The following is a 23,407-nucleotide window of genomic DNA, read 5'->3' as shown; positions in this document are numbered from 1 at the left end:
GAGCAACGCAATACCGAAGCCACCGCATACCACCTTAACAACTAAACCTGACGCATAGTAAAAATGCCACGCGTTGCGAATCACTCTTAAACAGTTTGTTAGGCATCTTTTCCCGAATGGTACTCTTTAAGTTGAGTTGCAACTTCATTTTGTAGCCAATCTTCAGTAATCCCCATTGTTTCCCACACTTTCAAACTCAGTTTTTCTACCGCATGATCAGCAACTTGGAAAGTGTGTATCAAGTTCTGGAGTTCAGTGATCATTTCTTTGCGACCATCAGTATCTGACATATGCATTGCATAATCGTAAAAGAAATCGTGTGCTAGCCAGTTACGCTTTTTCAGAGTAGCTTCAAGATGTGTTATTAACTCATAAGGTAGATCAACGTTCTTCTTAACTTGTCCCAATAGACGACCAAATGTATGGGCATTTAACCCATTGTATATTTCTAACCACTCTTCTTGATTCAGTGCTGAATTATCGACGACTTTATAACCCATCGCGAAGTTTACTAGGGCTTTTTCAGCGCACTGTGCATTGAACGAAGCTAACCCAAAAAAGGCAAAAACTTCCTTTTCGTCACATAACTCCGGTTCTGGGATTGGCTTTAACTCACCAATATTTATATCACCAACTTTCACAACGACTCCTTGATGCCTAACGCCCAATTAAGGGGTGAACAACGCCTCCACCCAAACCTAAGGGATTGTGCCATAAACACTAAAACTGAAGTAGAAGCTAAAGTGCCAAGCGTTGTGAATCCCTCTTAAATTGCTTGTTATGTGCGTGCTAAATCTGTGCGTACAATCTCAGCATGTCTTTGTGTTGAATACCATTTTCATAGATTGGCTCTGGGTAATTCAGTAAGAAGTGATCCTTGATGATCGAGTCAACACGAAAACCAAGGCGCTGATAATAAGTCAGTTGATAACCAAAGGTACCTGTACCCAATTCAACACGAGTGATTCCCTTACTTGGTAGCTGAGACAGAACTGACTTGAGTAATTGAGATCCAATTCCTTGACTTTGTAGCTCGGGATATACCGAAACATTGAAGATTTCAGCAAGGTTTTGGGGTTCAGGCTTCACTATACATGCCGCCAAAATACGCTCATTATCTAGCGCAGCAAAGCACCATGATTCTGATAAATATGATGAAACACTCGCCTTAGAAGGATCTGCTTCGAGCAGCAAATCTAGCGGAATTTGGCTACTTTTAACTTCGATAAATTGCATTTTTCCTCCAAGCACATAACGCCGCGTTAAGTGGTGAGCAACGCCACCACTTAACTTAAACCATTGCACCTTAAACACTAAAACTGATTTGAACTCAAGTCGCCAAGCGTTGGGAATCCGTCTTAAACGCCTTGTTAGGCTTTGGTTGCTTTCAAGTCTTTAGCTTTAAACCCAATCACACCAGCCTTATAGCTACGAGTCCCTTTTACAAATACATTTCTTACTACAAAACCCGACATAAAATCTTGTTCAGTAACTTTCAAAGTTTGTAAAACTTCGGTAACTGTTGACTCAGAGCGATTAATAATTTCAAAAACATACATTCCTGATTGAACACCACCAAATCTCAATCCCCAACGTGGGTCGTCTGTAACACGGGTGCTTTTTTCTCTTAAAGAGAAAAATTTACCCTCTCCAGCCAGCTTCCAACGACGCCCTTCTTTTGCACCACTAAGTTGAACCAGCGGCTCTGAAGTGGAAACAACATACTGTTCATCCAAAATTACACCGATTTGGCTGCGGTGGTATGCGGGGGTTGTATACACGAGTAAATCACCAGATATACCGTCATTGTATTCGTGAGTTGCTGTCCATTCTTGATTCTGAGGGAAACGAACACTAGTTGGGCTAGAAAACGGAATGATTTCATAGAAATCAACAGTTTCGTAATAACGAGCTACATTAAACAACTCATCGCCAATTGATGCCGTTTTTTCTACATTATCAATCGACATTTCAGAGTAAAAGTTAGTTGCCTCCTGCTCTTCTAAAACTTGCTTCTTAATTGGTGTATCAAGTTTGGAAGTATGGACAGAGTACACACATCCTGATAGTAGGAAGCTCGCTAGCACTGACGTTAGAAGTTTATTACACATAATTTTTATCCAAATTTACAACAACCTTTAGAATGCCACACCACAAGTAAGGGCTTGTACAATTACGAAGCCTAACGCCTTGTTAAGGTGTGAGGCACGCAATACCGAAGCCTCCGCATACCACCTTAACCACTAAACCTGACGCATAGTAAAAATGCCACGCGTGCCGAATCACTCTTGAACAATTTGTTATGTGTTTAATGAGCACCTTGCTTGTGATAGTTCAGAATAAACTGTTTTTGCTTACGATCTAGCAACTCTAGGGCTTCAGCCACCGCTAACCCAAAATCAACGTACCCATTGGGCATCGCTGTCACTATACGCTTGTCGATTTGAACCAACGACTCTTCATAGATAGCCCCCTCCCAATATGGTCGAGTGAGCAGTACCGAAGATTCTGGGGCATATTTTTCCGTATAATTATGGGTAATTTTAACGCCCTTTAGGATGCCAACTCTTGCTAAGACTAATACTCCCGCACATATGCCACCAATAACTAGTAATGATTCATAGGCTTTCTGGATGAAACTAGCAATTGGGTCGCTTTCCATTATTGAGTCAGGATTTCCTCCAGGGATCAGAAGAGCTTGATAGTCCGTAATACATATGTCCTCAAAGTTAACAGTGGGGCAAATTCTTAGACCTGATGAATCGGTATGATTGTGGTTCTCTGGGGTGGTGATATCAACTCTCCCATACGCTCCTAAACACTCTATCGCTTACATTACTTCATAGGAAATAGCCCCCGGATAGAGTAAAACCAGTGTTCTCTTTGTCATTATTTCCTCTCTCCGTACGGAACACATAACGCCCTGTTAAGGGGTGAGCAACGCAATACCGATGCCACCGCATACCACCTTAATCACTTAAACCAACGCATAGTGAAAATGCCATGCGTTGCGAATCCCTCTTGAACAGTTTGTTAGCTTAATTGCTGAACAATAGCGATGTTTTTTTCAGGTATTACAATGACTCGATTATAAGTAGACTTGTCCTTAGATAAAAAAACCAACTTTCCATCCCTATACTTTACAACAATACCATTGAGACACTGTTGATCAGATAGTTTACAGACTTGCGTATTTGCCTCAGATTTTAAATGTTGATCTGATAGTTCGTTCGCATCATTTACCACAGGTACGAAAGCAACAAATAAGACAGGAAGTAAGCCAATTAGAATGTAAGGCAAACTTTGCAAGTCTAAATAGGAACCAACCCAATTAGCTTTAGCCGTTATAAACCTTTTCAGAGGTATATAGCCACAACCAATTAACGCACCAACAAGCATAAAAAATGCGAGACCTGAAGAGAAATTGAAAAACAGATACATGCCACCGATAGACAGGTATTCCAAAGAGTCGCCAATCATTTCATAGTGAGCAAATCCTAGTTTTTCTAGAAAAGCAGCATCATATAAAAAACCGATTACATATGCTGTAGTTACCATTAGGGACAAGATCCCTACAACTACTTTAGTCAAAACTTTCTCCATTAAGCTAACGCCGCATTAAGGTGTGAGCGGCGCTTGGCTATACTTGAGCGAAGCGAAACTGCCAAGCGTTGCGAATCACTCTTAAATGCTTTGTTATATTTTTTTATCCGCAGACTTCAAAAATAGTCGTTCGTACAGCCCGTCAGGCTTTGACACGACAACTGAACTGGCGAGGCTTTCTATCTTGATGATCTCTGTTTGGTGGTCATCATAGTTATATACCGCGCACAAAGATGTAATACTCGAACATGTTAGTATGCTCAATTCACTATCACCTAGTTGATACACAATTTCTTTTTTATATCTTCCAGCTTATCAAATGCAAACCATGATCCTAAAAATCCGTAAACTAGAGCCAACAAGAATAAAAACATTAAGTTGTTAATGACAAAGTCCAGTGTTTCTGAAAATTCACTAACTTTTTGAGGCGTCACAGGCTTAGAAGTTGCTCCCTCGTTGTTCCAAGCTTTCGCGGCTTCATTGTAAAAATCTGGCATTAACTTCCGAACAGTTATAACAATTAATCTAAATAACTGCTTAGTGAGAGATCTCAACAACCATAAAATTGGAATTAAAAAAGCAATAGCCCATAAACCATACGTATAAAATGGTGCGAAGCCGATCTGTAAAAGCTGAGGGGTGTCTTTAGGCAAAAAAGATGAGCTAAGACCAAGTGTCCTTAACCAAGATATGTAGTAGGTATTTCCGAGAATATAAAGAACACCTGTACCTGCAGCTAGCCAGACTGCCACATCTCTAAGTATATGTTTATTCATGGAACCACCTCAAAAATATAACGCCGCATTAAGGTGTGAGCAGCGCTTGGCTATACTTGAGCGAAGCGAAAACGCCAAGCGTTGCGAATCACTCTTAAATGCTTTGTTAGGGCACTGTTCTCAAAGATGGCCACCTTACTAGCCAGCCCTTTGAATTTACACGATTTTCAAACGTTTCTCGTGACCTTTTAGGGTTATGTGTGACACAGTAACCAAATAAGGATTCGTACCCAAAAGCTGCAATACATTCATAGCTATCAGGTGCGACTTGTCGAATGGCAACAGCTGTCTCTTGTTCTGGCCAATAGCTCATAGCATCAAGGGAGCATGTGTAGGGTAAATCGCCATTCCGAGTATGCATTAGTGCTTGGTTACGAACTTGCCAGTTAACTTCTGGCATTAGCTGCTTGAGCTGAGATTCGCGGTGTAAATATGCATTAGGGTCGTTCTCGTCTGGAGCAAAGTAAATAACATCCGCATCGTTCAATGGTGTTGCTACATCAAAGCCATGCAGTGCATCCCAAACAAGATTACGAACGAAACCAGCTGCAATGTAACACTGAGGCAAGCCCAATTTAGATACGCACTCTAAGGCTTTAACTCTAACTGGATCTTGCTTGATTAATTCTACGATTCTATCCATTTTCGCCCTGTGCCCTAACGCCCGCTTAAGTGGTGAGCAACGCTACCACAACACTTGATTATTGCACCTTAAACACAAAAGCCAAATCAAACCAAAACCGCCGAGCGTTGCGAATCCGTCTTAAAGCGTTTGTTATGCGTATTTTAGTTGGGTTCTAAATCGGGTGCATTACCTGGACTTCTTTCTACAGCATCCAACCACGGATTTGTTATACCTACTTTGTATAAGCAGTAAGACTGAAATTTTTACTAAAATACAAGGCTACGGCAGCGGTAACTCCGGCGATATAACTTAGATGTATTATTATAAATAGCGATGCAAATGCTATTAGATACATACTGTAACTTGTTACTTTCTGGCTCTTTGGGCTATTTATTAACAAAGCTACATTCTTCTGAGGAACTCTGTACTTTAGAAATATCCAATACGTCATTGAAAAAGTTGCGAATACAGGTAAACATATTGCGAACGCAATCGTAGCCAACATAAGCCAAAAGCCAAAGTTTGCGGGACTTACGTTTGTAAGAACTAAAAGCGAAGTGGCTGAATAGCCTGAAAGTGCGGCATAAAACCACTGATACTTTTCAATAAACACGATATCTCCTTCTACGATGTTCCCTAATACGCATAACGCCTTGTTAAGGTGTGAGGCACGCAATACAAAAGCCTCTGCATACCATCTTAACCACTAAACTAACGCATAGTAAAAATGCCAAGCGTGCCGAATCACACTTGAACAATTTGTTATGTTCACGGCTACTCTAAATCAACGGTAAGGTTAATATCTTTAAACTGCTCGAACTCTTGCGGACTTAGACTTAATAAAAATTCGAATGGGGAGCTGTTCTTTACTGCTTTTTCGACCGCGTTATCAAACGAGCGAAGCCCACTAGTTTTTAGCACCGAGAATTCGGTAACCTCAGCTTTATCATTAAGTTTGAAGTTTACACGGACATCGTACCCTAGATACTCATCTTGCTGGTTCAATTCATCTTGTATTCGAACTTTCATCAAGGATGCATTGTGAACTAGTCTAGCCTCTGGCGAATCATTGAAACCAACACACCCAGCAATAAACATTGATATTAATGCAATAAAAATTGCGTTTTTCATTATTAACGTTCCTTGAACATAACGCCCTGCTAAGGGGTGAGCAACGCAATACAAAAGCCGCCGCAAACCACCTTAATCACTAAGTTCAACGCATAGTAAAAATGCCACGCGTTGCGAATCCCTCTTGAGCAGTTTGTTAGTCGCGAGGCACCGAGCGACAATTTTAAGCCGAACTAAACTTTGCCAACAACAAACTTTATGTGCTTTGATGCATTTAAGTCAGGCGTAGTCTCAAAGCGGCTACTCAATGAAACCACTTAGAACAAACAACGTCGTAGAAAACGGACTGACAACACCAAAAAGCGCTTTTGGAAAGCCAATCTCACAGTACGGACTTTCAACAAAGTCACTGAAACCACGTGGAACTTACCACACCAGAGAGAGCGTCATTTCAGCGAGTAAATCGGCTTTTGTACCAACAAACTCACCGAGCGGAGTTGCAACCAAAAACAAACTCTCGATTGCCCTGCTCTGTCAGCACCAAAGAACAAAACAATCGCTAGGACACTTGCAAAATTTTGGACTCAAAACAGCTAAAACTAAGTTCTAAAGATCGACGATGAATCTGTGTTCCAAACAAACTGCTGCTAAATTTTAAGCTCAGAAACATGATTTTAATTGCTAGCTTTTTCTGGCGACTAACGCCTTGTTAAGGTGTGAGGCACGCAATACCGAAGCCTCCGCATACCACCTTAACCATTAAAACCAACGCATAGTAAAAATGCCACGCGTGCCGAATCACTCTTGAACAATTTGTTATGCTCGTACTCAAAGAAATTGGAGAATTAAGCAAGTGATAAACGCTGGAAGCCCTGCAATAAAGAAAACCAAACCTGTCTGGAAGTTCATTCTATGCTGCTCTCGTTGGTCTTCTTCGAAATCATGACCTTCTACCATTTTGTAAACTTTATCTGTTCTAGAATCATCCATATGCGCTGTTTTACTATATACGCCACCTTCCCACATAAGCTTTGCTAAAACCCAGTTCACGATAACAACGAAGAACAGAAAGTCGACTGGCTGAGTAGTAGCAAAGAAGGGGACAAACTGAGCTAAGAGAATAACAATCAATGCTGCAACAAGATTGATTAGCACCACTTTCTTCAGTAAATTGAGCAAAATTCCCTCCTAGAGCATAACGCCCTGCTAAGGGGTGAGCAACGCAATACCGAAGCCGCCGCTTACCACCTTAATCACTAAATTCAACGCATGGTGAAAATGCCACGCGTTGCGAATCCCTCTTGAGCAGTTTGTTAGTCGCGAGGCACCGAGCGACAATTTTAAGCCGAACTAAACTTTGCGAACAACAAACTTTATGTGTTTTGATGCACTTAAGTCAGGCGTAGTCTCAAAGCGGCTATTCAATGAAACCACTTGGAACAGCCAACGCCGCAGAAAACGAACTGACAACACCAAAAAAGCGCTTTTGGAAAACCAATCTCACAGTGCGGACTTTCAACAAAGTCACTGAAACCACGTGGAACTTACAACACCAGAGAAAACGTCCTTTCAGCAATTAAATAAGCTTTTAAACCAACCAACTCACCGAGCAGATTTGCAACCAAAAACAGATTTTCGATTGCCCCGCTCTATCACCACCAAAGAACGAAACAACCGCTTGGAAAATAGCAATGCATTGATTTAGAACCGATGAAACTGAGCTTTGACCGTCGAAGATGGAACTATGAATCAAACAACCAGTAGCCAAGTTTTGAGCTTAGAAACATGATTTTGACTTCTAGCTTTTTCTGGCGACTAACGCCCTGTTAAGGGGTGAGCAACGCAATACCAAAGCCGCCGCAGACCACCTTAAATACAAAAACCAACGCATAGTGAAAATGCCACGCGTTGCGAATCCCTCTTGAACAGTTTGTTAGGTGGGATTGTCGCACGCCATAAGCAATGCTTTCAGCTCTAAATTCAATGAAGCCTCACCAATTTTTCTTGCTGAATTTCCCAATTGATTGCGGTAATTACAATCGGCTCCCGCCTCTAATAATAACCTAACACCTTCGATATTCTCATTGATTGCAGCAATCATTAATGGTGAGTTGTAAACATACTCCTGAGTAAGAAGTAAATTGGGATCACCTCCATTATCAAGAAGTAGCTTTAATATTTTGTTATTGGAGAAGTTAGCAGATGCAAAAACTGGGCTATTCCCTTCATAATTCTGTATGTTGGGGAGCGCACCACTTGATAGTAAAGTTTTTACAAGTTCATGGTCACCAAGAAATGACGCCATGAGTAATAGTGACGCTCCACATGAATTGACTGTATTAACGTCCATTCCCTTCTTCAACAAACGTTGAGCATACGAGCTGCTTTTTCCCTCAATCATCTGATAAATTGCGATATTTATAGGACTACTAGGGTCGTTTCTGCTTTTGCAAGAACTTGAATCACTTGTCAAAAACACTATGGATAAAGCTGCTAGTAAAAATCGCTTCAAAATAATCCCTCCTAACGCCCAATTAAGGTGTGAAGCACGCGACCACGGTACTTCATTTGACCACCGTACACACTGAACTAAACCCAAACCAAAACTGCCAAGCGTGCTGAATCACTCTTAAATTGTTTGTTAGGCGCTCAGGAGCTTGAGTTTACCTGCTAGCTGCTCTCTCAAAGTTTGAAGGCCCTCACCGTTGTTTAAATAGATCAGAGCTCTGTGATGAATCATATCGGACGGAATGTCGCTTACATTTTGTGCTATTGGGACGACTGTTTTACCGAGGGTATGAGCAATACCTGTTTCATACATAACATTCGGGTTTTTATTGGAAAAGTCTACCACCACAATTTTTGCACGGTAGATAAGACTAAATATATCCTGGATTATGGACGAGTGTTTCCATATATCGTCAGCTCGTAGACATCTAAGCGTTGCATCTTCTGTTGCGCCTTTGATCGCGTCATAAACACTACTAAAACCAGCAAAAGGCATCATAACCGCTACTAAATCATCTTCCACGTCACTATCCGGTATTGAAAACACATTTGGTGAAAACGTAATTTTCCTCTCAGACGGTTTGGCAGAAATGTATGTAGCGCTTTGATCAGGATACCATTCATTTAAGTAAGCCTCGGTTTCTTTTAGGGCATTTGCATTGTGATCAACCATAGAGCGTAAAACGCTAATAATACACCCGCTATAGTCTTCATCACCAAAATGTAGACTACGCAATAACCTTGAATGATGTTCGATAAGGTGTGTGCAGTCAGTTATCAAACCTAACTCGATCCAGTTTTCAGCAGTAAAATTTTCTAAAATTCTTCGTTTTAACTGCAAAATCATTTGTGTATTTATATCTTTCACATTGAACCTATCATCTATAAATGACGCCTAACGCCCTGTTAAGGTGTGAGCAACGCAATACAAAAGCCGCCGCATACCACCTTAAACACTAAAACCAACGCATAGTGAAAATGCCACGCGTTGCGAATCACTCTTAAACAGTTTGTTAGCCAAAATGGGCTTCTCTATGACAATTGGGACACAGAGCAATAGCATTCTCTACAGTATCATCTCCTCCTTTCGCTAAAGGGACAATATGGTGCACTTCAAGGTATGGGCTCCTATCTTTTTTACGTTGGAATGGAGCTTTTTTACTGCAACCCTCACAGTATTCCCCTGCTCTTACTAATACTTCAGCTACTACATCAGGGTTTCGTTTGAATTTTGTAACCAACTCCAATACAAATTGAGGTTTTTTATTAGCTTTAGCTAAGCGTTTTCTCCTAGCTTCGGAGCTTGTGCTAAGTGAGTTCTTAATTTTTTCGTCAAAGTCATTCTGCTCACTATCTCTGTTATCAAACAAGCGAAAGCCAAGACGAGAGAACTGCTCTCGTGCATATTTTGAATGAAACTCTGTTGTATCCGAAATACCGTTTGCCAAAGCCCAAATTATCTTCGCTGGATATATACCATTGCTATCACTTAATACATACCAGTGACCCGGTTTTCCGTAATTTTGGGGTCTTTTCCCTGCATCATACTGAGCAAAAGCTTCTTCTATCATCTTTTTCAAGCAATAAACTCCAAATGTTGGCTAACGCCACGTTAAGTGGTGAACAACGCGACCACCTAACCTAAACCATTGTGCCGTAACCACTTAAGCTGATACAAACCAAAAATGCCAAGCGTTGTGAATCCGTCTTAAACGCTTTGTTAGCCGTTTTGGACGCCGACTATAGAAAAGTGGTGACTAGCGATATTGAAACCTTCGCGTAAATAGAACTTATGTGCTGGAAAACGCTGAACACCAGAATCCAAATGTATTTGTTCACAACCGCTTTCTAAAGCATATGTTTTAAACCAATCGATAATAAATTTACCTACTCCACTCGAACGAAATTGCACATTAGTTACCAAGTCTTCAATGTAAATATGCTTACCCCAAGCAAGCTTTTCACCTACGCTAAAGCCTGCTGCTAATACGCCTTCTGGCGATTTGACATAGACGACTTGGTAACCATTTGATTGCTGCTTCTCGATCTGACCAGACAAAGTATCTAAGTTGTAATTTGGGCGAAGTTGTAACAACACTTCTAGGACTGACTCGTAATCAGAATTTTTCTCTAAAAATTGTACTTCCATGTTTTCTCCGTTTTGACGGCTAACGCCCAATTAAGGTGTGACCCACGCGACCACGATACTAAAATTAGACGCCGTAAACACTAAACTTAACCCAAACTCAAAATGCCAAGCGTGGGGAATCACTCTTAAATTGTTTGTTATGCGTGTGCCTGAGCCTTCAAAGAATCTAGCATTTTCTGCTGAAACTCTTTTCGCATTATTTCTCTTTCTTCGTTCTCATGAAGAACCAACAAGAATGTTTGCCGATCACCCCACTCTTCTACTTTACGCTTTGGCAAACCACCTAATTCTCTAAGTTTCTCAGACATTTGAATGGCTAATAAACCTAAAGCAGCATATTTCGTTGCTCTCGCCTCATAAAATTCCGCAAAATCAGGAGGTGTAGCAGCATAATCACTTACAGCTGAGATATATGAATTAGCTTCGTGAACCAATTGAGGTAGGTTTAACAAATCGTAGAGTAAATCCTGGGGAAGTATTTTCCAATCAACCTCAAGTTCTAACGGAATAAAGCTTGGGGTTTTCGAGTGATAGTAAGTGTATCCATTCTGATCTTCGGTGCCATCATCAGTGACGACTTCACGACAACCGACTATAAACTGCTCGATACTACTCGTGACAATAATTGCAAGGTAGTACGTTTCTGCTGCTTTTGACTTTTTCGCAGCAACAGACTCTTTGAGGATAGTTAAAAGAAAACCGACCAAACCGCCTAAAATGACAACAATTAATTTCTCAAACACGATAATCCTCTAGTCGATAAAACGCATAACGCCCTGCTAAGGGGTGAACAACGCAATACCGAAGCCGCTACAAACCACCTTAATCACTAAAATCAACGCATAGTAAAAATGCCACGCGTTGTGAATCCCTCTTGAGCAGTTTGTTAGTTTGCAGACCCAAAAGGTTGATTTTACGTTGTTTTAAACTTTGCGAACAACAAAATTTATGTGCTTTGATGCACTTAAGTCAGGCGTAGTCTCAAAGCGGCTAGTCAATGAAACCACTTGGAACAAGCAACGCCGCAGAAAACGAACTCACTACACCAGAAACTGCTTTTGGAAAGGCAATCTCACAATGCGGACTTTCAACAAAGCCACTGAAACCACGTGAACTTACCACACCAGAGAAAACGTCCTCGCAGCGAGTAAATCGGCTTTTGTAGCAACAAACTCAACGAGCAGAGTTTCAGCAAAAAAGTTCAACTTAGTTAACCAAAAAGTCGCCGCACCAAAGAACAAATCAACCGTGAAACGATGCCAATTTTGGACTTTTACCACGCTAATTAACACTGAAATTGAACACCAATACGACAATTTCAACTTTGAACTTTTACCACTAGAACTTGCGATATAGCTGCGTTTTTCCTCTTGCAAACTAACGCCCAGTTAAGGGGTGAAGCACGCAATACCTAAGCTGCCGCATTGCACTTCAACACCAAAACCACCGCATACTAAAAATGCCACGCGTGCTGAATCCCTCTTGAACTGTTTGTTAGCACGCTGCCATTAAAGCCTTTGATATACGCCAAGACATTGAAATATAGCACGAAATTTATGGCTTAAAACACCAAAACCAAACGGACAGGTGCCAAACTAAAAACAAACATCAAGACGTAAGTTGGCTAGAAGAAAAACATGCTTAACTGCCCTTTTTCACCGCTTTCAAATTAGCAAAGAATACGGGCTTCGAACTTGAACAACAGCGACAAAGAAACACTTGTTTTGCCGAAAATTTCTCAGTACCAAAAAAACCACGCCAGAGAAATAGCCCAAAAGTTAGAAACCGTAAACGATAAACTCAAAGCGAAAACTTCACATCTAGTGCCACCGGAGCGAACCTGAAAGGCACATTTGATCAGGTGTAAAGCGAGGAAAAGAAACCAATAAAAACAGAAACTTTTAGCCTTTGATGCCAACCCTGTGCTAACGCCGCGTTAAGTAGTGAGCGACGCCTACACCTTACCTAAACAACTACACCGTAAACACAAAACTCAACTTGAACTGAGAATGCCACGCGTTGCGAATCTGCCTTAAACGCTTTGTTATAAGCAAAATAGCACCGATGTCTAGCTGCTCTTTAATTGCTCAACCTCCGATAACACCCAAGCACTATGATGATGTTCAAAACCTATTTTTGGATAATAACCTTCAGCTTGCGGTGCCGATAATAAAATAACCTTACAGCTTGGAGTTAGTTGCTTTTTAGTAATCAATATTAAATTTTTTCCGATACCACTAGATTGAACACTTTCATCGACGGCTAGATCAGAAAGGTAGCAACAATAATGAAAGTCAGTCACCGAACGTGCAATCCCGATGAGCTGGTTGTTAAACCATGCAGTAACAACTAGATTAGCATTTTCCAACATACCTTGAATTGTAAGGTTGTCATCAAGCGGTCTACGTACACCAAGTGATGTTTTTTCTAACAATTCAATAAACTGTACCGCTGTAATTGGACAGTTAACTTTATACTCAATTTCCATTTGATACCCTTTGAATCTGACTTTGCTTATAACGCCCAATTAAGGGGTGAGTAACGCAACACCAATGCTACCGAAAACCACCTTAACCACTAAAATTAACGCATAGTAAAAATGCCACGCGTTACGAATCCCTCTTGAATTGTTTGTTAGTACGCTGCCCTTAAAGCCTTTGGCACACACCAAGATATTGAAATATAGCACGAAAATTATGGCTTAAAACGCTGAAGCCAAACAGACAACTACCAAACTTGAACTCAATTTCAAAACCCAAGCTGGCGAGAAGAAAAACTTGCTTAACTGACCTATTTTCACCGTTTTCAAATTAGCAAAGGATACGGACTTCGAAACTGAACGGCAGCGCCAAAGAAACTCAGTGTTTGACAAAAATGTTCCAGCATCAAAGAAATCACACCAAAGAAATAGCCAAAAAGTTAGAAACCGTAAACGGTAAATTCACAGCGAACACTCCGCATATAGTGCCACCGGAAAGATCGTGAAAGGCACAATGTTTCAGGTGTAAAGCAAAGCAGAGAAACCGGTAAACTCTGAAAATTTTAACTTTTGATGCCAACCCCGTACTAACGCCCTGTTAAGGGGTGAGCAACGCAATACCAAAGCCGCCGCATACCACCTTAATCACTAAAACCAACGCATAGTAAAAATGCCACGCGTTGCGAATCCCTCTTGAACAGTTTGTTATAGCTCACTAGCCTGTTGCGCCATCATAACTTTAAGTTCCTTTGCTTTATTGTCGAAAGCTTCTTGAGTCTTTATTAATTCATCAAGTTTTTGGCGCTTAAAACTCCTGTTTTCACGACAATAATCTAGTACATCATCGCGCAATTTGATCAAGTTTCCGAAGTCATCAAACAACTCAGGGAAGTGTAGCTGCAAAATGGTTTGTAGCTTCTGAAAGTCACCTTTTTCCTGAAGTCGATTTTCAGTAGATAACTTCATTGCATTTTCCGCAGTGTTTGCGCCTTTATAAACGGGAATAAAAACCAAGCACATACCCTGCAAATCAATTTCCCACTTTTGAAAAAGTAGATGTAGCTCTTCTAATTTTGTTCGCTTAAATTCGATTTTTTTCAGCTCTAGTGTATTTTTGTGCTCAAGCTTTGATCTTTGGTGATTAACAAAACTTGTAACTATCACGCCTAGTAGAGTACCAAGACCCCCCCAAACTAGCTGTAATTAAAGGAGTGTAATTTAACACCGTTGACTGTACCTCTGATTCCACGATTATCTCCTGAGCTATAACGCCGCATTAAGGGGTGAACAACGCATTCCACCCAAACTAAACCATTGTGCTGTAAACACTAAAGCCGATTAAAACCAAAACTGCCAAGCGTTGTGAATCCCTCTTGAATGCTTTGTTAGTTGGTGGAGTTTAACGCGTTCTGAAGACCTTTCCAGTCTTTGCACCCAAGATAAACATTTTTACCACTAGTCAGTGTTAACTTAAGAGCTTTACCCACAGAAGCATTGTACAGCCAGCCATCTTTTAACATACGGATCCCTATACCTTGATACAACTTAGTCTCATAAAGTGAAGTCTGTACAATGTCAGACAGTTCCACTTCTTTGCGAAGAAAGCCGAAACCAAAATACCAGTAAATTTTATTTCCACTGACTCCGACTGTCATAGAGTAAAACAATACAGCTATAACCAAATTGATTAATAATGCAATCACTGCGCTGCTTATGTGGCTAGACGTAAATATTATGATCGCGCTTAGGATAAAAAGGAGGTTTAGTAATACTTTATTAACCTCTGTTTGTTTATACATAGCTTGCAATCCTTTGAACCAACTAACGCCGCATTAAGGGGTGAACAACGCAAACCACCCGGCCTAAGGCATTGTGCCGTAAACACTAAAGCCAATTCAAACCAAAACTGCCAAGCGTTGTGAATCCCTCTTGAATGCTTTGTTAGTTGCCAAACCTAAAGCTTTGATTTGATAGTTAGTTGCCGCTTTGCCAACACTGTCTTTGCGTATTTCGGAAAACTCAAATCAGGCGCAGTTTCCAAGCGTCTGTCACTGAAACCACTTGGAACATACAACGCCGTAGAAAACGAGCTAACAACACCAAAAAGCGCCTTTGGGCAAACAATGTTACAGAGCTAACTTTCAACATATAAATCGATTTCTGAAATAGAGAATACAACAACAAAAGAAACCAACGCACGATTTTACAAACCCAAATAACTAGAAATTGAAATACGAAAACCGAGCCAAAAACACACGAACATTAACCCTAAACATTCTGCTTTAGCTGCGTTTTTCTCGTTGGCAACTAACGCCCTGTTAAGGTGTGAGCAACGCAATACCGATGCCGCCGCATATCACCTTAACCACCATACGCAACGCATAGTAAAAGTGCCACGCGTTGCGAATCACTCTTAAACAGTTTGTTAGCCGCTCATTCCCAAAGGTTACTGCTTACTCAACAGGAACTTACGCAAATCTCTCTCTGCACGCATAACAAACAGAATAAACACCTTGTCACCGTCTTGTTTATAGAAAACACGACATGGATTAGCGACAACTTCACGATAACTTAAATGTTCTAGCTCGAGTGGAATACGACCTGACTCTGGGAAAGTTTGTAGGCGTTCGACTTTGGAGAAGATCGTTTGTACTAACTGCTTTGCAGCTACGATATTTTCAAGTGCGATGTATTCAGCGATATCATTGAGATCAGATAACGCAGGTTCAGTCCAGATTACTTCAGCCATTTTGACATTTTGTCCTTGGCTTCATCATGACTTACCACTTTGCCGTCAGCTAGTGCACGCTCACCTCGTGCAATACCCTCAAGGATAGCTAAACGATTTTGCATAAATTCGTAGTCATCAACATCAACTAGATACGCAGATGGCTTACCATGCTCAGTAATTAACACTGGTTCTTTGGTGTCGTGGAGATCGGCGAGGATCTTAGTTGCTTGACGTTTGAGTGATGTAACTAGTTCTACTTTCATGAGAGCTGCTCCAAAGGAATACTAAAGTGATACTATTCTATCACTTTGAGTATAGCAAGCTCCATGACGGCTAACGCCCAATTAAGGCGTGAGCGACGCCACCAAAGAACTTAAACCATTGCGCTGTAAACACAAAAGCCGATTCAAACTAAAAATGCTATGCGTTGCGAATCGCTCTTGAATTGTTTGTTATGTTTTACCACAAACGACTCACTTTCTTGACAAAGAACTGCTGTGCTCAAGAAATTGTTCAACTCACATCACACGAGTCAACCAACCATTATGACAAGTGCAACAAATGCAAAGCGCATAATAATTGAGACCTATCACCAAAACCAAAGCGACTTTAAGCAAGATAAATTTTCAGAATAAATCCATAATTTCAATGGAAGCAACCCTGAGGTTTGAAGCTCAAAATCGGTTGAGAAATCCAAGAATTTAGGCCACCGATATTGAATTTCTGAAACCATGAAGACAACTTATTAGAGTAACCAAAGAAGTAAACCAAAAACTATTTATTGCTTATAAATCAATGTGAAACATAACGCCTTGCTAAGGTGTGAGCAACGCAATACCTTAGCCTCCGCATAATACCTTAAACACATAAACCGACACATAGTAAAAATGCCACGGGTTGCGAATCACTCTTAAGCAACTTGTTATACCGCTTGGTTGAGGCTAAAATGACCAACATAAAAACCACTTAAGAGACCGATTATATGACCACTAGAATTTTAGCCGATGTTGCTGCAAGCATTACTGAGTTGAAAGCTAACCCTATGAAAGTTGCAACTAGTGCTTACGGCGAACCTGTTGCTGTATTAAACCGAAATGAACCAGCATTTTATTGCGTGCCTGCCGAAGCGTACGAAATGATGATGGACAGACTCGAAGATCTGGAACTACTAGCTATCGCTAAAGAGCGTGAATCTGAAGAGAGCATTTCGGTAAATATTGATGACCTATAAACTCGACTTTAAAAAGAGTGCACTCAAAGAGTGGAAAAAGCTTGGCTCTACTCTGCAACAACAATTTAAGAAAAAGCTAATCGAGCGCTTAGATAACCCACATGTTCCGGCTTCAAAGCTTTCTGGAGCTGACAACATGTATAAAATTAAGTTGCGTCAATCGGGCTACCGTCTCGTCTACAAAGTTGAAGACGATGTCATCATTGTAACCGTCTTAGCAGTTGGAAAACGCGAACGTAGCGATGTTTACCGTAAAGCCATGAAAAGGTTAGATGATTGATTGCGGTTGGTGTACCCCACAAAAAGTAGACAGTACATAACTACATACTTTCGTACTCAACTGGGCTGACCTGCCCCAACGCTGAGTGTCTTCTTCTGCGATTGTAAAATACCTCGATGTATTCGAAGATGCCCATTCGGGCTTCTTCGACAGTTTGATAGTCTTCTGCGTATATCAGTTCGACTTTCAGTCGACTGTAGAACGACTCCATCACCGCATTATCCCAGCAGTTACCCTGCCGACTCATGCTCGGTACACCTCCATGCTTACGCATGAAGTCTTGATATTTGTAGGCTCTGTATTGTACACCACGGTCTGAGTGGATAATGACGCCCTTAGGCGGCTTACGTGACTCAAACGCCATTTTTAGAGCGTTAGTGATTAGCTCGACGGTCATCGTTGTCCCAAGCGACCAACCCACAATGCGTCTTGAATGCAAGTCCATCACTGTCGCTAAGAAGAGCCAACGGCTCTTCACCCAGATATACGTAATGTCCGTAACCCATTTCTGATTTGGCGTCTCAGACTCAAAGTCTCTACGCAGTAAATTGTCGGCAACATTCGTCATAGCAGCCACATCCTTGCTGTATTTGAACCCTTTACCATTACGCGCCCTAATACCTTTTTCCTTCATGATATCAGCCACATAATTCACACAGCAGGCATAGCCTGCTTCGTTTAGCTCTTCTGCAATTCGCACAGAGCCGTAACGTGCCCGATATTGGGCAAAGGTACACATGACGAGCTGTTCAAAGCGCTCTCGCCGCTTTGAACGCTCACTCGGCGCATGATGACGCCACTTGTAGTAACCACCTCGACTCACTTCTAACGTACGGCACATTAAGCTAATCGAGTACTCGCCTGTATAGCTTTCAATGAACTCGTACTTCACTCTTGCTGCTTCGCGAAGTACGCCGAGACCTTTTTTAGGAATTCCATTTCATCTTTGAGCCGCTTGTTCTCGCGCCTTAGCGCTCGAAGCTCTTCAGACTCTTTCTTCGAATAATCGACACCGTCTAAAGTGTTAAACTGTTTATCAGATAGGCGTGTGAACTGGCGCTTCCAGTTCCGGATCTGCTGGGCACTGATGCCCAGCTCCTTAGCAACGGAGACGGCTGTTCGGCCAGGAAGACTGGCCAAGCGAACTGCTTCTTTACGGAACTCTTCGGTGTACGCTGGATTACGATGTTTAGCCATAAATCACCTCTCAATTAGACCCTAGATCTAACTTAGTAAAGTGTCTACTAAACGTGGGGTACTCGGGCACATAACGCCCAATTAAGGTGTGAAGCACGCAATACCGAAGCCCCCGCATACCACCTTAATCACTAAATTCAACGCATAGCAAAAATGCCACGCGTTGCGAATCACTCTTGAACAGTTTATTATGTGCGTGGTTGAAACCTACTCTACACTTGGCTCCGGTAAAACTGGTGGTGTACTGTCCATATAAGTTAAAAAGTTTTCCCATAAATCGTGCGTTCTTTGCTTAGTTAACTTAGTTTTGCACGATATCGCCATAACTCCACGAATAGTTCCATCACGCCATTGCGTATAAACCGAATCACAGTGAGAGGACATATATGCTTGCCAATCCTGTTGAGCAAGCTTAATTGCTGCGATCAGTTCTGGGTCATGAGAGTTGTGCTCAAAGCTAGTGTTTAGATATTTGTCTAATTTAACTTGTGCTGACTCTAGTTCAATAGCAGTACATTGGTTTATCTCGATTGTGGTCATCGCATTATTACAGTCAATGGACTCTTCTTCAGCAAGAGCACCAAATGAAAGACTAGCTAATATGATGATTAGACACTTATTCATCGTTTTCTCCTAAAGCACATAACGCCCAATTAAGGGGTGAGTAACGCAACACCGATGCCGCTGCAAACCTCCTTAATCACTAAAATTAACGCATAGTAAAAATGCCACGCGTTACGAATCCCTCTTGAATTGTTTGTTAGCACGCTGCCCTTAAAGCCTTTGGCACATGCCAAGATGTTGAAATATAGCACGAAACTCATGGCTTAAAACGCTAAAGCCAAACGGACTGCTGCCAAACTGAAAACTAACCTCAAGACGTAAATTAGATAGAAGAAAAATATGCTAAAGTGCCCTATTTCACCGCTTTCAAATTAGAAAAGGATACAGGCTTAGGACTTTAACAGCAGCTTCAAAGAAACCCAGCTTTGACGAAAATATCTCAACGTTAAAGAAACCACGCCAGAGAAAGCACCCAAAAGTTAGAACCCGTAAACGGTGAAATCAAAGCGAAAACAACTCATATAGTGCCACCGGAGCGAACATGAAAGGCACATTTGATCAGGTGTAAAGCTAGGAAAAGAAACCAATAAACACAGAAACTTTTAACCTTTGATGCCAACCCAGTGCTAACGCCCAATTAAGGGGTGAGTAACGCAACACCAATGCCGCCGCAAACCACCTTAATCACTAAAATTAACGCATAGTAAAAATGCCACGCGTTATGAATCCCTCTTGAATTGTTTGTTAGTACGCTGCCCTTGAAGCCTTGGGCATACCCCAAGATGTTGAAATATAGCACGAAATTTATGGATTAAAACACTGAAACCAAACGGACAACGGCCAAATTGAAAACTAGCTTCAAGACGTAAGTTGGCTAAAAGAAAAACATGCCAAACTGCTCTTTTTCACCGCTTTCACATTAGCAAAGGATACGCTCACCAAACTCAACCGCAGCGACAATGAAGCTACATTTTTGATGCTGAAACCAACAGCATCAAAGAAGCCGCGCCAAAGAAATAGCCCAAAAGTTAGAAACCGTAAACGATGAAATCAAAGCAAAAACTTCGCATCTAGTGCCACCGGAGCGAACGTGAAAAGCACATTTGAACAGGTGTAAAGTTAGGAAAAGAAACCAATAAACACAGAAACTTCTAACCTTTGATACCAATTCAGTACTAACGCCCTGTTAAGGTGTGAGCAACGCAATACAAGAGCTGCCGCAAACCACCTTAAACACCAAACGCAACGCATAGTAAAAATGCCACGCGTTGCGAATCACTCTTAAACAGTTTGTTAACTAACTACGATTTGTAAATATCTAAAAAGCTATAGCTCGGCTCGGGCATATTACGGGTGTAGAACACTTCTGGAACATAATCCGTTTCAAACCCTAAGCGAAAACCGTATTTCTGGTAAGTAAGCTTTGCCAGTGCCAGTAACGGCATAGCAAAATAGCCTACACGCTCTTCCTTTAACTTTTTTTGACTCCAATACTTGTGGTGCCCTTTGACCGCTTCATACATCGCTTGTTGATATTCCGCTTCACCACAACCTGATTTGTTTAGAACTTTTGTCATCACATTAATCGTTGGCAAATCGACAAGGTTAGCGTGTTCAAAGGCTAAACCCTCAAGATACTCAGGCGTACTCACATCAATAAACTTCTGAATTAACGACTTAACGTCGCCAGATTTTATTCCGAGCATGACCATTTGGAGCTCAAAGAAGGTACGAGACCGAACATTATACCACTCAGTGTTTGGGTGGTCGGCTAAGTTGGCAAGGTACTCGATGTCACTCACTTGCTCACAGAATAAAGATAGCCAACTTAAATAGGTCAAATATCGCGCGCCATCGAGAGCATTGTATTCCTCTTTCTTTGCTACTAGAGTCACCTCCGCTTTGGGGAGCACCACCGAAATCGTCTCACCATTACTCAATAGCTGTGACTGCACTAATTTAATATCAAAGTACTGATGCATATCCATTGCTCTAAGACTGGATTCTATGTCTCCAGCCTTGTGGTATAAACTACTGGTTAGATAAAGGCCTGCAAGACTCACGCGATATAAATCGACTTTCCCGATTTTAGAGTAAAGCTCAAAGTCATCTAGCAGTAGTTTACATTTCATCCCGTATGGATTCGAAAGCCTTTTTAGGTGGTCTGCATGGCATGGCATTGGTTTAAAGTGTTCTTTTGATGTCATATAAACATTTCTCTTTAATTTATAAACTGGATCGAAGGAGTTAGTTAACGCCCTGTTAAGGTGTGAGCAACGCAATACCGATGCCTCCGCATACCACCTTAAACACTAAACGCAACGCATAGTAAAAATGCCACGCGTTGCGAATCACTCTTAAACAGTTTGTTATGTTCGTAGCCTCGTGTGCCATCTAGTTACGTCCGTGAGCCTACTTTCATAGACCTTATTCACTGTTGCTATATGAGCTATACAGTCAAAATTAAACAACACTACACGTTTTTTAATAGTTTTTACTTTATCCGTATCTACTTCAACTGTTAAAGAAGCTTTCAATAATGTTGATAAATCGATATTTTCCTTTATCGCTTCACTTCTAAACCAAGCTGATAGCTCATTGGAAATATACAGTTCTAGCTCGCCAGCAATCGAATGTGAAACTGTTCCATCGAGCAAGTTAATACACAAGACACCATTAGGCAGCTCAGATAACATTTCGAGGTCTTCACCCATCCGCCAACCAACAAACATCTTGGGTAGAACTTCAACGTAGTGATTAATCCTTTTTAGTCCCATAATCCCTCTAGAACATAACGCCCAATTAAGGTGTGAAGCACGCAACCACTACACCCAATTTGACCACCATAAACACTGAACTTAACCCAAACCAAAAATGCCAAGCGTGCTGAATCACTCTTAAATTGTTTGTTAAGTTTCTTTTACCGATGAACAAACTGTTCCCTATAGTGCCCTAACTCCAAGCATTTTGAGCATTCTTCTTCACTCTCACGGTAATAGACTCTTTTATTTCCTATGATCATTTGCACACGTTCAACAACGCTGTCCCCCTTACCTTTGAGCTGAACAACTTGTAAATCAGGCTTACAGCAACGAAGAATCCCTTGTAATAGCTCTACTGTTGAGGCTTGTACTTTAGGTCCGAGTATCAATTTTTTCACTGCAATCGGTACATATGTGTCCGATGTGATACAACGGAACTCCTTCTCATATTTCCAGCTCGAATCCTTATACTTTAGAATTTCTATCGCTTTATCTGTTGTTAATTGATTTTTAGAAACTTTTGGCTTGTTGCGATAGGAAACTTTAACAACTTCCGAACTTGGTAGCAGTTCAAACTCAATGGCACAACCACGTCCCCCATCTGCATAATGTGCCCACATTAATGTGTTTGAGTCGTCTGGAGTAAAACAACATACTCGCAGATCTTCGAGTATGTTCTTCCACGTTTCTTCTAGGTCATCGGGGATTGTACCATCAACCTTAATGACTCCCTCCATAGGGTCATTTAGCTCACTATACTTACTTGCATACAATCTTTCTCGAAGCAATATGTCCAATACGAACTCAAAATTACTTAATGATTTGTATTTGTAGAATGTATTTTTGTTCATTTGAACTACCTATTGAAACTTAACGCCCTGTTAAGGGGTGAGCAACGCAATACATAAGCCGCCGCATACAACCTTAAACACTTAAACCAACGCATAGTAAAAATGCCACGCGTTGCGAATCCCTCTTAAACAGTTTGTTAGCTGTTTCGTATTAGGAGACTGGACTATTAACGTAAAAATAACCAACAAGACCAACCGTGCCGTATAAAAGTGCCTTCAGAGAAGCTAGCCAGTTACTTTTAATATTAAGTAAAGTCACCACAATTGAGGATACCATCGCAAAACACCACATCAAGACAACTAAACAAGCAAACAATAAATCTATAACGTCACCGAACCCATAAGGTTCTCCGGGTGAGACCGCTATATGCCCATAAATTTGAGATTTATATAGTAGCCCAGAGAAAGCAAAAAAATGGACTAAAACAATACTGAACGCTAATAACTTATTAAATCTTGCTTCCATTTAGTTTCACTCTCCAATACCACATTGCACAAACAGCTAACGCCCTGTTAAGGTGTGAGCAACGCAATACCGAAGCCACTGCATACCACCTTAAACACTAAAACCAACGCATAG

29 protein-coding genes are annotated in these 23,407 nt (G+C 41.1%); 3 read left to right on the top strand and 26 right to left on the bottom strand.

Annotation, left to right across the window (positions count from 1 at the left end):
- Nucleotides 1-98: 98 nt before the first annotated feature.
- The 8 genes from R7E51_RS20935 to R7E51_RS20900 form a co-directional block, all read right to left on the bottom strand.
- Complete coding sequence (locus tag R7E51_RS20935) at nt 99-641, bottom strand: hypothetical protein (protein ID WP_017821418.1); 543 nt, start codon at nt 639-641, stop codon at nt 99-101.
- 148 nt (nt 642-789) lie between these two features.
- Nucleotides 790-1,236, bottom strand: a complete 447-nt coding sequence (locus tag R7E51_RS20930; protein ID WP_017821417.1) for a GNAT family N-acetyltransferase — start codon at nt 1,234-1,236, stop codon at nt 790-792.
- 134 nt (nt 1,237-1,370) lie between these two features.
- Nucleotides 1,371-2,057, bottom strand: a complete 687-nt coding sequence (locus tag R7E51_RS20925) for a hypothetical protein (RefSeq protein WP_146107059.1) — start codon at nt 2,055-2,057, stop codon at nt 1,371-1,373.
- Nucleotides 2,058-2,308: 251 nt separating this feature from the next.
- Nucleotides 2,309-2,794, bottom strand: coding sequence for a DJ-1/PfpI family protein (locus R7E51_RS20920; protein ID WP_318128316.1), 486 nt, complete (start codon nt 2,792-2,794; stop codon nt 2,309-2,311).
- A gap of 239 nt (nt 2,795-3,033) precedes the next feature.
- Nucleotides 3,034-3,591: a hypothetical protein gene (locus R7E51_RS20915; protein ID WP_021707815.1), complete on the bottom strand. Its 558-nt coding sequence runs from the start codon at nt 3,589-3,591 to the stop codon at nt 3,034-3,036.
- Between the two features lie 287 nt (nt 3,592-3,878).
- Entirely contained in the window at nt 3,879-4,379 is a 501-nt protein-coding gene (locus tag R7E51_RS20910; RefSeq protein ID WP_017821413.1) for a hypothetical protein, read from the bottom strand.
- Between the two features lie 106 nt (nt 4,380-4,485).
- Nucleotides 4,486-5,022 (bottom strand): nucleotidyltransferase family protein, encoded by a 537-nt coding sequence (locus R7E51_RS20905; RefSeq protein ID WP_017821412.1) that lies wholly within the window; start codon nt 5,020-5,022, stop codon nt 4,486-4,488.
- A gap of 756 nt (nt 5,023-5,778) precedes the next feature.
- Nucleotides 5,779-6,135, bottom strand: a complete 357-nt coding sequence (locus R7E51_RS20900; protein WP_017633715.1) for a cell envelope integrity protein TolA — start codon at nt 6,133-6,135, stop codon at nt 5,779-5,781.
- A gap of 247 nt (nt 6,136-6,382) precedes the next feature.
- On the opposite strand from R7E51_RS20900, the gene R7E51_RS20895 reads away from it, so the two are divergent.
- Nucleotides 6,383-6,685 (top strand): hypothetical protein, encoded by a 303-nt coding sequence (locus tag R7E51_RS20895; RefSeq protein ID WP_081096695.1) that lies wholly within the window; start codon nt 6,383-6,385, stop codon nt 6,683-6,685.
- 218 nt (nt 6,686-6,903) lie between these two features.
- Here the strand turns inward: R7E51_RS20895 and R7E51_RS20890 are convergent, their stop codons facing one another.
- From R7E51_RS20890 to R7E51_RS20835, 11 genes are all read right to left on the bottom strand, one after another.
- Nucleotides 6,904-7,254: a hypothetical protein gene (locus R7E51_RS20890; protein ID WP_017821402.1), complete on the bottom strand. Its 351-nt coding sequence runs from the start codon at nt 7,252-7,254 to the stop codon at nt 6,904-6,906.
- A gap of 754 nt (nt 7,255-8,008) precedes the next feature.
- Nucleotides 8,009-8,587 carry an ankyrin repeat domain-containing protein gene (locus tag R7E51_RS20885; protein WP_017821397.1) on the bottom strand — a complete coding sequence of 193 codons (579 nt, stop codon included), beginning with the start codon at nt 8,585-8,587 and terminating at the stop codon, nt 8,009-8,011.
- Between the two features lie 129 nt (nt 8,588-8,716).
- Nucleotides 8,717-9,451, bottom strand: a complete 735-nt coding sequence (locus R7E51_RS20880; protein ID WP_021707813.1) for a hypothetical protein — start codon at nt 9,449-9,451, stop codon at nt 8,717-8,719.
- A 145-nt stretch (nt 9,452-9,596) separates the two neighbouring features.
- On the bottom strand, nt 9,597-10,154 hold the full coding sequence (locus R7E51_RS20875) for an HNH endonuclease (protein WP_017821394.1): 558 nt from the start codon (nt 10,152-10,154) through the stop codon (nt 9,597-9,599).
- A gap of 149 nt (nt 10,155-10,303) precedes the next feature.
- Nucleotides 10,304-10,732 (bottom strand): GNAT family N-acetyltransferase, encoded by a 429-nt coding sequence (locus tag R7E51_RS20870; protein WP_021033943.1) that lies wholly within the window; start codon nt 10,730-10,732, stop codon nt 10,304-10,306.
- A gap of 137 nt (nt 10,733-10,869) precedes the next feature.
- Nucleotides 10,870-11,475 (bottom strand): hypothetical protein, encoded by a 606-nt coding sequence (locus R7E51_RS20865; protein ID WP_017822041.1) that lies wholly within the window; start codon nt 11,473-11,475, stop codon nt 10,870-10,872.
- A gap of 1,325 nt (nt 11,476-12,800) precedes the next feature.
- Nucleotides 12,801-13,220 carry a GNAT family N-acetyltransferase gene (locus R7E51_RS20855; RefSeq protein WP_017822044.1) on the bottom strand — a complete coding sequence of 140 codons (420 nt, stop codon included), beginning with the start codon at nt 13,218-13,220 and terminating at the stop codon, nt 12,801-12,803.
- Nucleotides 13,221-13,916: 696 nt separating this feature from the next.
- Nucleotides 13,917-14,375: a hypothetical protein gene (locus R7E51_RS20850; protein ID WP_021033947.1), complete on the bottom strand. Its 459-nt coding sequence runs from the start codon at nt 14,373-14,375 to the stop codon at nt 13,917-13,919.
- A 221-nt stretch (nt 14,376-14,596) separates the two neighbouring features.
- A complete protein-coding gene (locus tag R7E51_RS20845; RefSeq protein WP_206958508.1) occupies nt 14,597-15,010 on the bottom strand; it encodes a hypothetical protein in 414 nt (137 codons plus the stop codon).
- Between the two features lie 647 nt (nt 15,011-15,657).
- Entirely contained in the window at nt 15,658-15,960 is a 303-nt protein-coding gene (locus tag R7E51_RS20840) for a type II toxin-antitoxin system RelE/ParE family toxin (RefSeq protein WP_017822001.1), read from the bottom strand.
- Nucleotides 15,948-16,205, bottom strand: a complete 258-nt coding sequence (locus R7E51_RS20835) for a type II toxin-antitoxin system Phd/YefM family antitoxin (RefSeq protein ID WP_005448240.1) — start codon at nt 16,203-16,205, stop codon at nt 15,948-15,950. Before R7E51_RS20835 ends, R7E51_RS20840 begins: the two co-directional genes overlap by 13 nt.
- Nucleotides 16,206-16,924: 719 nt before the next feature.
- Here R7E51_RS20835 and R7E51_RS20830 point away from each other — a divergent pair.
- Both R7E51_RS20830 and R7E51_RS20825 read left to right on the top strand, forming a co-directional pair.
- On the top strand, nt 16,925-17,173 hold the full coding sequence (locus R7E51_RS20830) for a type II toxin-antitoxin system Phd/YefM family antitoxin (protein ID WP_005377003.1): 249 nt from the start codon (nt 16,925-16,927) through the stop codon (nt 17,171-17,173).
- Entirely contained in the window at nt 17,163-17,453 is a 291-nt protein-coding gene (locus R7E51_RS20825; RefSeq protein WP_005377002.1) for a type II toxin-antitoxin system RelE family toxin, read from the top strand. The genes R7E51_RS20830 and R7E51_RS20825 overlap by 11 nt, the downstream gene beginning before the upstream one ends.
- A 40-nt stretch (nt 17,454-17,493) precedes the next feature.
- On the opposite strand, the gene R7E51_RS20820 is transcribed toward R7E51_RS20825, so the two are convergent.
- The 7 genes from R7E51_RS20820 to R7E51_RS20780 form a co-directional block, all read right to left on the bottom strand.
- Nucleotides 17,494-18,345, bottom strand: a complete 852-nt coding sequence (locus R7E51_RS20820) for an IS3 family transposase (RefSeq protein WP_193294308.1) — start codon at nt 18,343-18,345, stop codon at nt 17,494-17,496.
- Complete coding sequence (locus R7E51_RS20815) at nt 18,342-18,650, bottom strand: transposase (protein ID WP_004413754.1); 309 nt, start codon at nt 18,648-18,650, stop codon at nt 18,342-18,344. The genes R7E51_RS20820 and R7E51_RS20815 overlap by 4 nt, the downstream gene beginning before the upstream one ends.
- 207 nt (nt 18,651-18,857) lie before the next feature.
- Nucleotides 18,858-19,274: a lysozyme inhibitor LprI family protein gene (locus R7E51_RS20810; RefSeq protein WP_206958509.1), complete on the bottom strand. Its 417-nt coding sequence runs from the start codon at nt 19,272-19,274 to the stop codon at nt 18,858-18,860.
- Between the two features lie 1,241 nt (nt 19,275-20,515).
- Nucleotides 20,516-21,421, bottom strand: a complete 906-nt coding sequence (locus R7E51_RS20800) for an Imm49 family immunity protein (protein WP_017821971.1) — start codon at nt 21,419-21,421, stop codon at nt 20,516-20,518.
- Between the two features lie 162 nt (nt 21,422-21,583).
- Nucleotides 21,584-21,928 carry a hypothetical protein gene (locus R7E51_RS20795; RefSeq protein WP_127891239.1) on the bottom strand — a complete coding sequence of 115 codons (345 nt, stop codon included), beginning with the start codon at nt 21,926-21,928 and terminating at the stop codon, nt 21,584-21,586.
- A 206-nt stretch (nt 21,929-22,134) separates the two neighbouring features.
- Nucleotides 22,135-22,827, bottom strand: a complete 693-nt coding sequence (locus R7E51_RS20790) for a DUF2971 domain-containing protein (protein ID WP_017821975.1) — start codon at nt 22,825-22,827, stop codon at nt 22,135-22,137.
- Between the two features lie 151 nt (nt 22,828-22,978).
- Nucleotides 22,979-23,293, bottom strand: a complete 315-nt coding sequence (locus R7E51_RS20780) for a hypothetical protein (protein WP_041170521.1) — start codon at nt 23,291-23,293, stop codon at nt 22,979-22,981.
- Nucleotides 23,294-23,407 lie beyond the last annotated feature (114 nt).

Origin of the sequence: Vibrio sp. Vb1166, from assembly GCF_033338695.1 — a bacterium.
Lineage (GTDB): Bacteria > Pseudomonadota > Gammaproteobacteria > Enterobacterales > Vibrionaceae > Vibrio > Vibrio alginolyticus.
This window is presented reverse-complemented; position numbering and strand designations above follow the sequence as displayed.

Coding starts and splice junctions, on each gene's coding strand:
- R7E51_RS20930 (WP_017821417.1), bottom strand. CDS start 1,236: ATGCAATTTATCGAAGTTAAAAGTAGCCAAATTCCGCTAGATTTGCTG.
- R7E51_RS20910 (WP_017821413.1), bottom strand. CDS start 4,379: ATGAATAAACATATACTTAGAGATGTGGCAGTCTGGCTAGCTGCAGGT.
- R7E51_RS20905 (WP_017821412.1), bottom strand. CDS start 5,022: ATGGATAGAATCGTAGAATTAATCAAGCAAGATCCAGTTAGAGTTAAA.
- R7E51_RS20900 (WP_017633715.1), bottom strand. CDS start 6,135: ATGAAAAACGCAATTTTTATTGCATTAATATCAATGTTTATTGCTGGG.
- R7E51_RS20895 (WP_081096695.1), top strand. CDS start 6,383: ATGAAACCACTTAGAACAAACAACGTCGTAGAAAACGGACTGACAACA.
- R7E51_RS20875 (WP_017821394.1), bottom strand. CDS start 10,154: ATGATAGAAGAAGCTTTTGCTCAGTATGATGCAGGGAAAAGACCCCAA.
- R7E51_RS20870 (WP_021033943.1), bottom strand. CDS start 10,732: ATGGAAGTACAATTTTTAGAGAAAAATTCTGATTACGAGTCAGTCCTA.
- R7E51_RS20855 (WP_017822044.1), bottom strand. CDS start 13,220: ATGGAAATTGAGTATAAAGTTAACTGTCCAATTACAGCGGTACAGTTT.
- R7E51_RS20845 (WP_206958508.1), bottom strand. CDS start 15,010: ATGTATAAACAAACAGAGGTTAATAAAGTATTACTAAACCTCCTTTTT.
- R7E51_RS20840 (WP_017822001.1), bottom strand. CDS start 15,960: ATGGCTGAAGTAATCTGGACTGAACCTGCGTTATCTGATCTCAATGAT.
- R7E51_RS20835 (WP_005448240.1), bottom strand. CDS start 16,205: ATGAAAGTAGAACTAGTTACATCACTCAAACGTCAAGCAACTAAGATC.
- R7E51_RS20830 (WP_005377003.1), top strand. CDS start 16,925: ATGACCACTAGAATTTTAGCCGATGTTGCTGCAAGCATTACTGAGTTG.
- R7E51_RS20825 (WP_005377002.1), top strand. CDS start 17,163: ATGACCTATAAACTCGACTTTAAAAAGAGTGCACTCAAAGAGTGGAAA.
- R7E51_RS20815 (WP_004413754.1), bottom strand. CDS start 18,650: ATGGCTAAACATCGTAATCCAGCGTACACCGAAGAGTTCCGTAAAGAA.
- R7E51_RS20810 (WP_206958509.1), bottom strand. CDS start 19,274: ATGAATAAGTGTCTAATCATCATATTAGCTAGTCTTTCATTTGGTGCT.
- R7E51_RS20800 (WP_017821971.1), bottom strand. CDS start 21,421: ATGACATCAAAAGAACACTTTAAACCAATGCCATGCCATGCAGACCAC.
- R7E51_RS20795 (WP_127891239.1), bottom strand. CDS start 21,928: ATGGGTGAAGACCTCGAAATGTTATCTGAGCTGCCTAATGGTGTCTTG.
- R7E51_RS20790 (WP_017821975.1), bottom strand. CDS start 22,827: ATGAACAAAAATACATTCTACAAATACAAATCATTAAGTAATTTTGAG.
- R7E51_RS20780 (WP_041170521.1), bottom strand. CDS start 23,293: ATGGAAGCAAGATTTAATAAGTTATTAGCGTTCAGTATTGTTTTAGTC.